Genomic DNA, 14,517 nt, shown 5'->3' on the forward strand with positions numbered 1-14,517 from the left:
AAAAAGTAGTTGACAAAAGGATAAGGATTTGATATTATAGTCAAGCGCTCGAGAGAGAGGGCGGAAGCGGAAGGGAGCTCGAGAGAGCTTGAAGCCGCATAGAAGCTGGATTTCGAGAGAGCAGAGGACCTTGAAAATTAAACAACGAGAAGAAAGATAGGACCCGTAATTCCTTGAGGGAACTCGAGGGAGAACAAAGGAAACAGAACCTAAAATCTGTGACAGACGTCAGAGACGTCAAATGAGCTACAAAAGCTCTAAAGATGATTTGAGACCCGAGAGGGTTTTAGATACCATATTTTAGAGAGTTTGATCCTGGCTCAGGACGAACGCTGGCGGCGTGCCTAACACATGCAAGTCGAACGGAGATAGACGCTGAAAGGGAGACAGCTTGCTGTAAGAATTTCTTGTTTATCTTAGTGGCGGACGGGTGAGTAACGCGTGAGTAACCTGCCTTTCAGAGGGGGATAACGTCTGGAAACGGACGCTAATACCGCATGAGACCACAGCTTCACATGGAGCGGCGGTCAAAGGAGCAATCCGCTGAAAGATGGACTCGCGTCCGATTAGATAGTTGGCGGGGTAACGGCCCACCAAGTCGACGATCGGTAGCCGGACTGAGAGGTTGAACGGCCACATTGGGACTGAGACACGGCCCAGACTCCTACGGGAGGCAGCAGTGAGGGATATTGGTCAATGGGGGAAACCCTGAACCAGCAACGCCGCGTGAGGGAAGACGGTTTTCGGATTGTAAACCTCTGTCCTCTGTGAAGATAGTGACGGTAGCAGAGGAGGAAGCTCCGGCTAACTACGTGCCAGCAGCCGCGGTAATACGTAGGGAGCGAGCGTTGTCCGGATTTACTGGGTGTAAAGGGTGCGTAGGCGGCTCTGCAAGTCAGAAGTGAAATCCATGGGCTTAACCCATGAACTGCTTTTGAAACTGTAGAGCTTGAGTGAAGTAGAGGTAGGCGGAATTCCCGGTGTAGCGGTGAAATGCGTAGAGATCGGGAGGAACACCAGTGGCGAAGGCGGCCTACTGGGCTTTAACTGACGCTGAGGCACGAAAGCATGGGTAGCAAACAGGATTAGATACCCTGGTAGTCCATGCCGTAAACGATGATTACTAGGTGTGGGGGGTCTGACCCCCTCCGTGCCGGAGTTAACACAATAAGTAATCCACCTGGGGAGTACGACCGCAAGGTTGAAACTCAAAGGAATTGACGGGGGCCCGCACAAGCAGTGGAGTATGTGGATTAATTCGAAGCAACGCGAAGAACCTTACCAGGTCTTGACATCCAACTAACGAAGCAGAGATGCATTAGGTGCCCTTCGGGGAAAGTTGAGACAGGTGGTGCATGGTTGTCGTCAGCTCGTGTCGTGAGATGTTGGGTTAAGTCCCGCAACGAGCGCAACCCTTACTGTTAGTTGCTACGCAAGAGCACTCTAGCAGGACTGCCGTTGACAAAACGGAGGAAGGTGGGGACGACGTCAAATCATCATGCCCCTTATGACCTGGGCCTCACACGTACTACAATGGCCATTAACAGAGGGAAGCAAGCCCGCGAGGTGGAGCAAAACCCTAAAAATGGTCTCAGTTCGGATCGTAGGCTGAAACCCGCCTGCGTGAAGTTGGAATTGCTAGTAATCGCGGATCAGCATGCCGCGGTGAATACGTTCCCGGGCCTTGTACACACCGCCCGTCACACCATGGGAGCCGGTAATACCCGAAGTCAGTAGTCTAACCGCAAGGGGGACGCTGCCGAAGGTAGGATTGGCGACTGGGGTGAAGTCGTAACAAGGTAGCCGTATCGGAAGGTGCGGCTGGATCACCTCCTTTCTATGGAGACCAAAAGGAGACGGAAGTCAGCCTTTTAACATCCAAGGTCAGGACGAGTCTTAGAAATCTAATCGTTGTTTAATTTTGAGGGTCCTGAAAGGGAACCTCAGGAGAGAAAGGGAACACTTCTTTTCTGAAAAGAATATGGGGGTGTAGCTCAGCTGGGAGAGCACCTGCTTTGCAAGCAGGGGGTCATCGGTTCGAACCCGTTCATCTCCACCAGACCTGCGGAAGGCAAGCTGCGATAGGGAGCAAGGTTGAGAAATTGGCATTGCGCCCGTATTGTTGACAAGTCGGAGGCAGGAAAAGGGCAGAGTGGTAGAAACCACCTCTCAAACCAAGAAATGGGCTTATAGCTCAGCCGGTTAGAGCGCACGCCTGATAAGCGTGAGGTCGGTGGTTCGAGTCCACTTAAGCCCACCAGCACCGAGAGGTGCGGGGATTAAGAAAAGAGAAGCAGTGTCGGAAGCTTATACGAAGTATAAGCCAAAAGGCAGAGAGTGACTCGGTTCTTAAGCCCAAGAAGAGTACCTTGAAAACTGAATAAAGCGAAGCAGATAAGAAATCGAGAATGTTATTTAGATTTAATTTGGTCGAAAGATCTGGTTAAAGGTAAATGACTACAATTTCAAAGAAGCGAAGAAGCAGGAAGGGAAGAGACGCCTTTTCTGCAAAGTTAAGTCTATTCAAAGAAATGCGAAAGATTTAGCTACTCAAAAGAAAGAATCACATGGTCAAGCTACAAAGAGCGCAAGGGGAATGCCTTGGCACTGGGAGCCGAAGAAGGACGCGACTAACTGCGAAAAGCTACGGGGAGCCGTAAGTAGGCATCGATCCGTAGATATCCGAATGGAGCAATCCGTCTGGAGTCATGTCCAGACATCATACACTGAATCCATAGGTGTATGAGGGGAACCGCCTGAACTGAAACATCTAAGTAGGGCGAGGAAGAGAAATCAACCGAGATTCCGCTAGTAGTGGCGAGCGAACGCGGAAGAGGCCAAACCGGGGGTAGTAATATCCCCGGGGTTAGGACAGCAACAAGTATCAGGGAATCTAGCAGAACGGCATGGGAAGGCCGACGAAACAGTGTGAGAGTCACGTATGCGAAAGAGGAACTGAGCTAGCTGAATCCAGAGTACCGCCGGACACGTGAAACCCGGTGGGAAGATGGGGGGACCACCCTCCAAGCCTAAATACTACCCAGTGACCGATAGTGTAAAGTACTGTGAAGGAAAGGTGAAAAGAACCCCGGGAGGGGAGTGAAAAAGAACCTGAAACCTTGTGCTTACAAGCACCGAGAGCCCGTCAATGGGTGATCGGGTACCTTTTGTAGAATGGTCCGGCGAGTGAATGCATCTGGCAAGGTTAAGGACTTAAGGTCCGGAGCCGAAGCGAGAGCGAGTCTGAATAGGGCGCATAAAGTCAGATGTATTCGACCCGAAACCGGGTGACCTACCCATGTCCAGGTTGAAGTGGAGGTAAAACTCCATGGAGGACCGAACCGACTCCCGTTGAAATGGTAGCGGATGAGGTGTGGGTAGCGGAGAAATTCCAATCGAACCCGGAGATAGCTGGTTCTCTCCGAAATAGTTTTAGGACTAGCCTCGTATTAGATTACCGGAGGTAAAGCACTGAATGGCCTAGGGCCCGAGAGGGTACCGAAGCCTATCAAACTCAGAATGCCGGATAATTGATGTACGGGAGTCAGACAGTGTGAGATAAGTTTCATTGTCGAAAGGGAAACAGCCCAGACCCACAGCTAAGGTCCCTAAGTACACTTAAGTGGAAAAGGATGTGGGGTTGCACAGACAACCAGGATGTTGGCTTAGAAGCAGCCACTCATTAAAAGAGTGCGTAATAGCTCACTGGTCGAGTGACCCTGCGCCGAAAATTTAACGGGGCTAAAGTGTATACCGAAGCTTGGGATTCATACGCAAGTATGGGTGGTAGGAGAGCGTCGTATGAGGGGTGAAGTCAGAGCGGAAGCGCTGGTGGACTTCATACGAGTGAGAATGCCGGAATGAGTAGCGAGAAATATGTGAGAATCATATTGGCCGAAAGTCTAAGGTTTTTGGAGGAAGGTTCGTCCGCTCCAAGTTAGCCGGGAGCTAAGGTGAGGCCGAGAGGCGTAGCCGATGCACATACGGTGGAAATTCCGTAGCCGCCAAAAGATTTAAGCAAGGGGACACCTTGAAAGAGCATAACCCGGGCGATGGTTGCCCCGGGCGAAAGGGACCGAAATCAAGTAGGGAAGTATGCTTAGACGAGGGCGAGAAAAGCCTTGTGTATATCTTAGGCGCCCGTACCGCAAACCGACACAGGTAGATAGGAAGAGGATTCTAAGGCCAACGGGAGAAGGGTAGTTAAGGAACTCGGCAAATTGATCCCGTAACTTCGGAAGAAGGGATGCCACAGCGATGTGGCCGCAGAGAATAGGCCCAGGCGACTGTTTATCAAAAACACAGGTTTCTGCTAAATCGAAAGATGAAGTATAGGAGCTGACACCTGCCCGGTGCTGGAAGGTTAAGAGGAGATGTGCAAGCATTGAATCGAAGCCCCAGTAAACGGCGGCCGTAACTATAACGGTCCTAAGGTAGCGAAATTCCTTGTCGGGTAAGTTCCGACCCGCACGAATGGTGTAACGATCTGGGCACTGTCTCAATTACCCGCCCGGCGAAATTGTAGTACCGGTGAAGATGCCGGTTACCCGCGACAAGACGGAAAGACCCCATGGAGCTTTACTGCAGCTTAATATTGGGTTTCGATAATTTATGTACAGGATAGGTGGGAGACTAGGAAGCACGGGCGCTAGCTTGTGTGGAGTCAACCTTGGGATACCACCCTTAGATTGTTGGAATTCTAACCTGCGGCCGTGAATCCGGCCGGGGGACATTGTTAGGTGGGCAGTTTGACTGGGGCGGTCGCCTCCAAAAGAGTAACGGAGGCGCTCAAAGGTCCGCTCAGCACGGATGGAAACCGTGCTTTAGAGTGTAAACGCATAAGCGGGCCTAACTGCGAGGATGACGGTCCGAGCAGTAACGAAAGTTGGAGTTAGTGATCCGGCGGTATGAGAGTGGAATTGCCGTCGCTCAACGGATAAAAGCTACCCTGGGGATAACAGGCTGATCTCCCCCAAGAGTTCACATCGACGGGGAGGTTTGGCACCTCGATGTCGGCTCATCACATCCTGGGGCTGTATTCGGTCCCAAGGGTTCGGCTGTTCGCCGATTAAAGTGGTACGCGAGCTGGGTTCAGAACGTCGTGAGACAGTTCGGTCCCTATCTGTCGTGGGCGCAGGATATTTGAGGAGAGCTGTCCTTAGTACGAGAGGACCGGGATGGACACATCTCTGGCGCACCAGTTGTCACGCCAGTGGCATAGCTGGGCAGCTATATGTGGAACGGATAAACGCTGAAAGCATCTAAGCGTGAAGCCGCCTCCAAGATTAGATATCCCATAGCGTAAGCTAGTAAGGCCCCTTGTAGACTACAAGGTTGATAGGCTGCGTGTGTAAGCATGGTAACATGTTCAGCTTGGCAGTACTAATAGGCCGAGGGCTTGACCATAGCTTTCTTTTAGGTCAGGCTTCTTTGAGACATTTTCTTCTGATTTTGTCTCCCCACTTCGATCTCTTTCTCGCTTCTTCCTTTATTCAGTTTTTAGGGTATTCTGTTTTACAGTTTCCCTTTGAATGCACCATTAGCTCAGTTGGTAGAGCACCTGACTCTTAATCAGGGTGTCCCGGGTTCGAGTCCCTGATGGTGCACCATACAAACTGGCTGCGAGCCAGTTTCTTTGGCCCGTTGGTCAAGCGGTTAAGACAGCGGCCTCTCACGCCGTTAACGTGGGTTCGATTCCCGCACGGGTCACCAAGAACTGCGGCAGTTTAGTAAACTGCCGAGATATTCCTCCTTAGCTCAGTCGGTAGAGCATGCGGCTGTTAACCGCAGGGTCGTTGGTTCGAGTCCAACAGGGGGAGCCAAAAATGAAGAGCCGCCGTTAAGTTATTTAGCGGCGGTTCTCTTTTATGGACCATTAGCTCAGTTGGTTAGAGCAACCGGCTCATAACCGGTCGGTCCGGGGTTCGAGTCCCTGATGGTCCACCAAACGAGATGCAGCCAACCTTTGAACTTATAACAGTTCAAAGGTTGGCTGCTTTTTTATTTGGGCCTAAAGTTTTAACGGATAATATATACCCTTAAATTAATTCCTTTCATTATTAATAAAATTTTCCATCGAATGATACACTTCTAAAGGATTCCCATTGTATTCGATTGCATAACAAGAAGGTAAATTTTCGCAGATTTCATGAAATGCCTGATTAGTCGCTTGTTCCAAATCACCTATTTCGTTAAATGGCAGCCAATTCACTTTATGATCAGAATCCTTGATGCATCCTGCTAATTTCTCTATCCCCTCCTCTCTTGATAAAGGCCGAATTGTATTGTACTGTTTATCGACAGAAAGTTTTGGAAATACGATATAGTCCAAAGGACACATATCTTTTGCTATTGAAGATTCACCAAATATATGTTTTAAGGCAGAAGGGACAATCTGTACTTTACCATTTATAACAAGTTCTGCATACAACATTTTTGACTGACTGATATTGGCTGTGTTTGCTAAATAATTTTTCAGGTTATCATTATGTTCGACCGTTTCAAGACCTAGGCGCAAACAATGGGGGTTTTTGCTGAGGAACAGTCTCTTTCCTTGTACAAAAACAAACGAGGAGTCATTGCCAATATATTTGCCCCCATAACTTAGAAGACTCGTGACAATCGTTGACTTTCCAGCTCCTTTTTGAGCGGGAAATAAGAAGCTCTTACCTTCGAAGACACAAGAAGAAGAGTGCAGCAATATTGTGTTTTGCATCAACCTTTGTGAATTTATTGGATCTTTTATAAGTTGACTCAGGTGTATCGTATCAACCTTGTCTGAGCTTCGTAAAAAATACACTTCTCTTCTTCTTTTATCAAAAATTGTGATACTATCTGATGGATTTTTCGCTACAACATAGAATAGATCATCGTTGTATAAAAAGCCTGACGTTCTATCATAAAATAAATCATTTTGCGGCCTAAAATGAAACATGGAAACTGTTTCGTCATAATGCTCCAGTTTAAGACTAATAATCCGAGTAAGAAGAAGCTCGCTACCCAAAAAATCTTTTGATTCCCATATATCCCAAATAGTATTGAAATACTGTTCTACTGCAAAGTATTCATTTTGATTGTCTGTAACAAATTTAACCGTATTGCATCCGTCTGTGGCATAAAGTGAAGAGGCAAAACTTTCTTTTCGAATTTTTCTTATTACGTCATTAAGTGTCATAAAAATCTCCTCTCCAATATTTTAATGATATGTATGGTATTATTCTTTTGCTGCAATGTTTCGTATTAATCCAACGTGAGAACTTATTTGTTGAAGGAAGCCGATTGTTGTAAATCAGTCGACTTCTTTTAACTTGTATGATAAAATAAGAACGGTGTTAAACTTGTGGACAAGGAGATATTTCAAAATGAAAATCGGCGAGGTTTCTCTTTCAACGAATGATGTAATTAGGCTAGCGAATTTCTACAAAATGCTTTTTAATATTGATAATGACAGTGAGGATGATATTCACCAGGTTATTTTAACAGAAGGAACCGGTTTCACTATTTATAATGATGGGAAGAGAAGAGAAAATAACTCTCAACATATTTGTCTTGCGTTTACAGTCACTGATGTGGATATGGAATTTGAGCGGCTAAAAAAGCTCGGTGTACAGATAGCAGAGTTTCCGACACTAAGACCATGGGGCGCAAAAAATATGTATTTTAACGATCCCGATGGAAATTCTATTGTGTTTCGAAGTTTTCCAATCGAACACAACTGATAAGTGCATGTACAATGGTTACTATCAATTATTTCTTATAGTCCCATTGCCTGGGACGCAGTGCATCTGTTTTATAGGCTTGTAATAAGGGAGAGAAGATTGAATGAATGTGGAATTGAAAGCCAGAACGGCTGATCATGTAAAGACTTACTGGGAGAGAACGAAGGATCCGGAAATCCGGGCCTTAATCCCTATAGCAGAACTTACCTTTGAAGAATCCCTGCGGCAGTACGAAGAATCTCTTTTCCCGGGGGCTTCCAGCTTTGGCCGCGTGATTTACGCAGATGGTTGCTATGTCGGCGATGTCTGGTGCTATGGAATTGATGAACGGGAAGAAAAAATGGCAATGTTCAGTTTTTTGATATTTGAAAAAAAACTATGGGGGAAAGGGATAGGCTCCCAAGCGGCCAAACTGTTTCTTCCAGAGGTCTTTTCCCGTTATCAGATCAATAAAATGGGAGCTTTTACCTATGCGGATAATCTGTCATCCATCGAGGCCTTGAAAAAAGCCGGGTTTCGAGAAGTGGAACGCTTTGAGGAAGAGGGAAGGATGTCTGTCTATTTGGAAGCACAAAGGGGATAAATTGTATTTTATCTTTCAAGTATTCTCAAGAAGATGGGCTTGCGGTCTGTAGAGAGCAGATGCAAGCCTTTTTTATTGCCAAGGAACCTGCCCCGATTTGCGGCGGGTTCCTTGGCAATAGCATTGGATGACGCGGATCGGAATCGGATCCCTTCATTTGCTTATTCGTCCACCATGATAAGCTCGGAATCAAAGTACTGTTCCTGAAACCATACTTGTTCCCAAATAGCTTCTTTGGAAAAAGTATACCTCTCCGGCGCGGCAATCCATTTGTCCTCGTTATCGTCTCTCCGATGGACAACTGCCAGGATTACGGCACGACAGCTTGGCACAGGCTGGTCTACTCCTAACAGGTATACATCCTGCGCTTCTCCATCCCCACCCAAGATACCGGGAACATAGCCGTAATTGACAGGATACACGATGTCGGGATGCGATGGGTGGACGGAACCGAGAGGACGGTCGACTGCAACCAACACAGTTGAACCTAGTATTTCAGCTGGTTTCACCGCTTGCCCTTCCCGGATTTTGAAGCAGGCGGCGTCATGATCGTTAATGATTCCTGCTGCCTGCAGATGCGAATATGTTGTTACCCGGCCAAGGAATTTGAAGCCCCTCTTTTTCAAGTCTGTACTGATCTGTTCTGAGAGCTCATTATAGGGCCTGTTCCGTTCTCCATCAGGATAGCGTTGGGGAACTCCATTCACAAAAGACCAAAGATATTTGCTAAAACTGCCTTCTGCTTCCTGAATCTTCAGGAAGCATTTCGCGTTATGGATGATCGCTTCTATTTTTTTCCGGGAACGAATGATTCCTGGATTCTCCAATAGTTCTGCGATTTTATCATCCCTATAGCAGGCGATCTTTTGGTAATCAAATTGATCGAAAGCAGCCTGCATAGCGGCACGCTTCCGCAGTATGGTCATCCAACTCAAACCACATTGCATGACTTCCAAACTTAGAAATTCAAATTGCTTTTGGTCGTCGCACAGAGGATTTCCCCACTCCTCATCATGATAGCGCTCTAAAAGTGGGTCTCCGTTTGCCCAGACACACCGATGCTGTTCCATAAGCTCCTCCTGTTTTTTTGATTTTAACATGATTTCACAAAAAAATCAAATTTTGTTTGACTTTTTTAAACTAGAAGGCTATAATAAATTTCCGTGCCGAATTTTGGCGCGAAGACAGCAATTTGAACGATACAGGAGAAGGGAGTGTGTTTTGAGTATGATCGAAGTGTCGCACCTGAGGAAAACCTTTCGTGTAGCAAAGCGGAACGCTGGTTTTTCGCAGGCCCTCAAAGCCTTGTTTCACAGGGAATACGAGGAAATACATGCTTTGGATGGAGTATCTTTTTCTATCGGAGAAGGAGAAATGGTAGGTTATATCGGTCCCAACGGCGCGGGAAAAAGCAGCACAATTAAGGTACTAAGCGGAATTTTGACACCGGACAGCGGAGAATGCCTGGTTGATGGACAAGTTCCCTGGAAAGACCGGGTTAACCATGTACGGCAGATTGGCGTGGTATTCGGGCAGAGATCGCAGCTTTGGTGGGATGTGCCTGTAATTGATTCTTTTGAGCTGCTAAAAGAAATCTATGCGGTTCCAGAAGATTTGTATCGCAAAAATCTTTCTGAACTGACAGAGCTTCTGAACTTGTCGGAGCTGCTTCGTACTCCTACACGGCAGCTTTCCCTGGGCCAGCGGATGCGGTGTGAAATGGCTGCATCCCTGCTTCACAGCCCGCGAATCCTGTTTTTGGACGAACCCACTATCGGCCTGGATGCTGTGTCCAAGCTGGCGGTGCGGGACTTCATCAAACAGCTGAACCGAGAACACAAAACCACGGTAATCCTGACTACCCACGACATGCAGGATATTGAAGCCCTAGCCAGCCGTGTACTTCTTATCGGCAAAGGGAGGATTTTGCTGGACGGTACGCTGGAGGATATCCGCTTGGCTTCCAGCGGAGACGGCGGAAAGAACATCGATGAGACGCTGGCTCAACTTTACAAGCAGTATGAAATTTAGGAGGGAGAGGGCATGAAAAAATATCTGAGTTTTTTCCGTCTGCGGTTCTCTATGGGACTTCAATACCGGGTAGCGGCTTTTGCCGGCCTGGTGACCCAGTTCGCCTGGGGCGGCATGCTGATCCTTGCTTACCGAGCCTTTTACCGGGCGGACCCCAATGCCTTCCCCATGACCTTTCAGGCGACTGCTACATATGTCTGGCTGCAGCAAGCCTTTTTGATGTTGTTTCAACCCTGGGGCTTTGAATATGATATTCTGGAAGCGATCAGCAGCGGGAGTGTGGCTTATGAACTCTGCAGGCCGGTAAGCGTTTACAATATGTGGTTTGCAAGAACTGTAGCCACTAGGGCTTCTGCCACGTTCCTGCGCTGTTGGCCTGTGCTGATTCTGGGCGCACTTCTGCCAGCGCCCTATGGAATCTCTGCGCCTTCCTGTGTACAGCAGCTCCTGTGGGCACTGCTGTCTGGCATTTTGGGAATGCTGGTTTCCTCGGCGATTTGTATGCTGGTATATTTCAGCACGTTCTATACTGTCAATTCCACAGGCGTACGGACCATATCTGCCTGTCTTACAGATTTTCTCCAGGGATCTGTCATCCCCTTGCCCTTCATGCCGGATGGGATCCGCCAGGTCTTGGAGCTTCTGCCCTTTGCCGCCACCTTGAATGCTCCCCTGCGGATCTATTCCGGAGATATTGCCGGAATTACACTGATACGCACGGTGGTTCTGCAGTTTTTTTGGCTTGGGGTGCTGGTGGCGGCAGGAAAGCTCTTGGAAAGAAACGCCATGAAAAAGACCGTGATTCAGGGCGGTTGACAGAGAACTCTTGTGCCCTGGCTTTGGAACAGGTCAAGCTTTAAAAAGGGAAGGAAGGTGCGTCTTGTGAGACTCTACAGAAAATATTTCTCCGTCTTTTTAAAAGGCGCTATGCAGTATAAGGTATCTTTTTTTCTTACCATGTTGGCACAGTTCTTTGTGTCCTTTGAAGTGTTTTTAGGCGTCTATTTTATGTTTCAGCGCTTTCATTCTGTGGAAGGCTTTACTTACAGTCAGGTATTGTTGTGCTACAGTGCAGTGCTGTTTCAATTCTATCTGGCGGAGTTTTTCTTTCGCGGCTTTGACCGTTTTGCCTCTATGTTGGGCAACGGTCAATTCGACCGTATTTTGGTTCGCCCCAGGAATACGGTATTTCAAGTGATTACAAGCCAGATGGATTTCACTCGTATGGGCAGGTTGCTGCAGGGATTTGTTCTGCTGCCCTATGCGATGGCTACTGCCGGGGTGGAGTGGAATTTTCTCCGGGTACTGACGCTTCTTTTCATGATCCTGGGGGGGACTCTGCTGTTTGCTGGAATCTTTGTCCTGGGAGCCACCCTTTCCTTTTTTACTACCGCCGGGCTGGAAGTGGTAAACGTCTTCACCGATGGCGTAAAGGAGCATGGCAAATATCCCTTGAGCATTTATGGAAAGCGTGTATTGGAGTTCTGTACTTTTGTGATCCCTTATGCTTTGGTGCAGTATTATCCGCTTTTGTATCTGCTGGGAAGAAGTACTGATCTACTCTATGTTTTCCTGCCGCTGATAGCCTCTGCTTTTTTAATTCCCTGCTGGCTGCTGTGGCGGTTTGGCGTTCGTCATTATAGATCTACAGGTTCTTGAGCAAGGGCATATAAGATTATTTCCCAACAAGGGAAGGAAAAACACGGAAAGGACTGCGGTAAAATGGATTTCAGAAAAACTTATGACCAAATTCCGGAAAAGTTCGATCAGTGGAGGCCCCGTTACTGTGATGAATTATTTGCCGCAGTAATTGAGTATACCAAACTGGAGGATGGAAAAGCAGCGCTGGAGATCGGTCCAGGAACCGGTCAGGCAACTGAGCCTTTTTTGAAGACCGGGTGTGAGTATTGGGCCATTGAACTGGGAGAAAATTTTACGAAATTCATGAAGGATAAATTCAGCTCTTACCCCCGTTTCCATATAATGAATGGTGATTTTGAGACATATGATTTTGGCGATCAGAAATTTGACCTGGTGTATTCGGCAGCGACGATTCAGTGGATTCCTGAAAAAATAGGATTTCCAAAAGTGTATGACCTGCTGAAAAGCGGAGGCGCCCTGGCGATGTTTATGACATTGTCAGATGAAAAATCAGGCAATGAAATTTTGTATGAAAAGATAGAGGAAGCGTATCGGCGCTATTTCCGTGTGGAAACAAAATACAACTGTAAGCTGGATTACGGCAATGCGGTCAATTATGGGTTTGTCGACTTTCATTATCTCGATTGGAAAAGGACAAGGATACTTACGGCAGACGAATATGTGGAATATTTGGTCAGCACTCAGGTGGAGCACATTACACTGCAGGAGCCTTACCGGTCACGGTTCCTGAATGCTGTTCGTGACGCGGTTCTTGATGCGGGTGGAAGGATTATGATCCATGATACGATAGCTCTGTATCTGACAAGAAAGCCATGAACACTGTGGAAGATCAGAATGAGAACAGACAGAATGGTAATTTGAATCGAGAAGTATTTGCGGGAGATCCGATGCATTTTGCATCGGGTCTCCCGCAGTTTAGTAGGGAAATTCTGCTTCTTGGTAAAAAACGGTTGTAAGTACCGGAATCGGAGGTTATACTGAGGCGGTAGCTACGGAAAGGAGGGGCGGAACATGAAGTTATTCGTAGAGGAAGGAGCGGAGTACCGGGAGATTGAGGTTATCATACGGTGTCAAAAGACAGATTCACAAGTGATGAAGTTGATCTCCGCCCTGCGGGTATTTGAGCGAAAGATCACCGGGTACAGAGATGGGCAGACATTTTTGCTGGAAGCGGAAAAGCTTCTCTATATAGAAACAGTGGATAAGAAGACTTTTCTTTATACTTCTGAAGGAGTCTATGAAACATCCCTGCGTCTGTATGAGCTGGAAGACCGTCTGGCTGCCTGTGATTTTTTTCGTGCGTCAAAATCCATGGTAATCAATTTTAACGAGATTAAATCTATGAGACCCGATTTTGGAGGAAGGATGCAGCTTGCTATGAGCAACGGCGAGACAGTTTTTGTCTCCCGTCAGTATGCCTGGTACATTAAAGAGAAATTGGGCCTGAAATGACAAGAAGGAGGTCATTACTGTGAAAAAAATATTGGAAGCCGCGGTGGAACTTAAAACTTGGGCGTGCTTATCTTTTACTGCCGCCGTACTGATCTATACCGTCTGCAGTCTGGCTTTCGGTGAGAGATCGATGGACCTCGTGATGGTGTTTGAGTTGTTGGGTCTTTCGGTAGGGGCGACGCTGCTGCAGTTCGTCTGTTTCTCCGGCAAGGTGATCAAAAAAATGCGTTATTCGGTCCGCATGCTGGTGTTTTCAATCCCTATGTTCGGAGTGGCTGGCCTCTGTGCTGTACTATTCCGTTGGTTCCCTATTCAAGACCCCTGGGCCTGGATCAGCTTTGCGGCTTTCTATCTTTTAGGCTTTATTGGAATTACGTTGGGGTTTGAAATATATTATTGGGCTACAGGTAGAAAATACAACGGCTTGCTGGGCCAGTATAAGGCAGGAAAAGAAAGGAATGAAGAGGGAAAAGTTTGAGATTGTCTGTCTTTTCCGTTATACTATATAGAGTGAAAATGAGAAAAGGCAGGGCGGAACAGATACAATGTCATATGAAACAGATTGTCTGATGGCAGAATTAGAAGAGAACCTGCGTGAATTGGGAATTCCTCTTTCACGAAATATCGTACCTCAGGTGCGCATCAATACACGGGCCAAGCGGCGGCTTGGATGCTGTTATTATCAGGACGGCGTTTACGCGGTAGAGGTATCGGCGGCCCTGCTGGAGCAGCCGGAGCGGCTACGTCAGACTCTGGTTCACGAGCTGCTGCATACTTGTCCTGGATGCAGAAATCATGGAAAACGGTGGAAAAGCCATGCGGCGCAGGTAAATGAAGCGTTTGGATACTCCATAGAAAGAACAGTCCAGCTGGAGGATGACGAAAGCGGCCCACTTCGAAAGGAAACGGTCAAGTATGTTCTGGAATGCCAGAGCTGCGGCATCCGGATCAGCCGAACCAGAATGTCAAAAGCAGTGAAATCTCCCTGGCAGTATCGATGTAAATGCGGAGGAAAGCTGAAACGCATCCAGTAATCCTTTTGTATGTTGAAAAGGACCGGAGACGTGGCAG

The 14,517-nt window shown here is 47.4% G+C and carries 11 protein-coding genes, 6 tRNA genes and 2 rRNA genes; 17 read left to right on the forward strand and 2 right to left on the reverse strand.

Translation table 11 applies throughout. From position 1 onward, the window contains the following. The first annotated feature begins 297 nt into the window (after positions 1-297). The 8 genes from BN3911_RS08790 to BN3911_RS08825 all read left to right on the forward strand — a co-directional run bounded on the left by BN3911_RS08790 (position 298) and on the right by BN3911_RS08825 (position 5,946). Positions 298-1,837: ribosomal RNA gene (locus BN3911_RS08790) — 16S ribosomal RNA — on the forward strand. Positions 1,838-1,983: 146 nt separating this feature from the next. Further along, a tRNA-Ala gene (locus BN3911_RS08795) sits at positions 1,984-2,059 on the forward strand. A 124-nt stretch (positions 2,060-2,183) separates the two neighbouring features. Next, positions 2,184-2,260, forward strand: a tRNA-Ile gene (locus BN3911_RS08800). A gap of 309 nt (positions 2,261-2,569) precedes the next feature. Next, positions 2,570-5,406, forward strand: a 23S ribosomal RNA gene (locus tag BN3911_RS08805). The 16S and 23S rRNA genes sit together here with 6 tRNA genes alongside, the layout of an rRNA operon. A gap of 127 nt (positions 5,407-5,533) precedes the next feature. Next, positions 5,534-5,609: transfer RNA gene (locus tag BN3911_RS08810), tRNA-Lys, on the forward strand. A gap of 28 nt (positions 5,610-5,637) precedes the next feature. Beyond that, a tRNA-Glu gene (locus BN3911_RS08815) sits at positions 5,638-5,712 on the forward strand. A 34-nt stretch (positions 5,713-5,746) separates the two neighbouring features. Next, positions 5,747-5,822, forward strand: a tRNA-Asn gene (locus BN3911_RS08820). A 47-nt stretch (positions 5,823-5,869) separates the two neighbouring features. Continuing rightward, positions 5,870-5,946, forward strand: a tRNA-Ile gene (locus BN3911_RS08825). Positions 5,947-6,043: 97 nt separating this feature from the next. Here BN3911_RS08825 and BN3911_RS08830 read toward each other — a convergent pair. Next, positions 6,044-7,174: a hypothetical protein gene (locus BN3911_RS08830; protein WP_066864397.1), complete on the reverse strand. Its 1,131-nt coding sequence runs from the start codon at positions 7,172-7,174 to the stop codon at positions 6,044-6,046. Between the two features lie 187 nt (positions 7,175-7,361). Here BN3911_RS08830 and BN3911_RS08835 point away from each other — a divergent pair, with 187 nt between their 5' ends. Both BN3911_RS08835 and BN3911_RS08840 read left to right on the forward strand, forming a co-directional pair. Next, the gene (locus BN3911_RS08835) at positions 7,362-7,718 is read left to right on the forward strand and encodes a VOC family protein (protein WP_066864400.1); all 357 of its coding nucleotides are present in this window, start codon (positions 7,362-7,364) and stop codon (positions 7,716-7,718) included. A gap of 103 nt (positions 7,719-7,821) precedes the next feature. Beyond that, the gene (locus BN3911_RS08840; protein ID WP_066864401.1) at positions 7,822-8,301 is read left to right on the forward strand and encodes a GNAT family N-acetyltransferase; all 480 of its coding nucleotides are present in this window, start codon (positions 7,822-7,824) and stop codon (positions 8,299-8,301) included. A 161-nt stretch (positions 8,302-8,462) separates the two neighbouring features. Here the strand turns inward: BN3911_RS08840 and BN3911_RS17775 are convergent, their stop codons facing one another. Continuing rightward, a complete protein-coding gene (locus BN3911_RS17775; RefSeq protein ID WP_082942338.1) occupies positions 8,463-9,371 on the reverse strand; it encodes a DNA-3-methyladenine glycosylase I in 909 nt (302 codons plus the stop codon). 157 nt (positions 9,372-9,528) lie between these two features. On the opposite strand from BN3911_RS17775, the gene BN3911_RS08850 reads away from it, so the two are divergent. The 7 genes from BN3911_RS08850 (at position 9,529) to BN3911_RS08880 (ending at position 14,480) form a co-directional block, all read left to right on the forward strand. Next, on the forward strand, positions 9,529-10,332 hold the full coding sequence (locus tag BN3911_RS08850) for an ABC transporter ATP-binding protein (RefSeq protein ID WP_066864406.1): 804 nt from the start codon (positions 9,529-9,531) through the stop codon (positions 10,330-10,332). Positions 10,333-10,344: 12 nt separating this feature from the next. Beyond that, entirely contained in the window at positions 10,345-11,148 is an 804-nt protein-coding gene (locus BN3911_RS08855) for an ABC transporter permease (protein ID WP_066864409.1), read from the forward strand. Between the two features lie 66 nt (positions 11,149-11,214). Next, positions 11,215-11,991: an ABC transporter permease gene (locus BN3911_RS08860; RefSeq protein ID WP_066864415.1), complete on the forward strand. Its 777-nt coding sequence runs from the start codon at positions 11,215-11,217 to the stop codon at positions 11,989-11,991. Positions 11,992-12,054: 63 nt separating this feature from the next. Next, a complete protein-coding gene (locus tag BN3911_RS08865; RefSeq protein WP_066864417.1) occupies positions 12,055-12,810 on the forward strand; it encodes a class I SAM-dependent methyltransferase in 756 nt (251 codons plus the stop codon). Between the two features lie 195 nt (positions 12,811-13,005). Then, on the forward strand, positions 13,006-13,446 hold the full coding sequence (locus tag BN3911_RS08870) for a LytTR family DNA-binding domain-containing protein (protein WP_066864420.1): 441 nt from the start codon (positions 13,006-13,008) through the stop codon (positions 13,444-13,446). 19 nt (positions 13,447-13,465) lie between these two features. Then, positions 13,466-13,924, forward strand: coding sequence for a hypothetical protein (locus tag BN3911_RS08875; protein WP_066864422.1), 459 nt, complete (start codon positions 13,466-13,468; stop codon positions 13,922-13,924). Positions 13,925-13,991: 67 nt separating this feature from the next. Next, positions 13,992-14,480: a SprT-like domain-containing protein gene (locus BN3911_RS08880; protein WP_066864425.1), complete on the forward strand. Its 489-nt coding sequence runs from the start codon at positions 13,992-13,994 to the stop codon at positions 14,478-14,480. The last annotated feature ends 37 nt before the right edge of the window (positions 14,481-14,517 follow it).

This window comes from Neglectibacter timonensis, assembly GCF_900048895.1.
Classification (GTDB): domain Bacteria; phylum Bacillota; class Clostridia; order Oscillospirales; family Acutalibacteraceae; genus Acutalibacter; species Acutalibacter timonensis.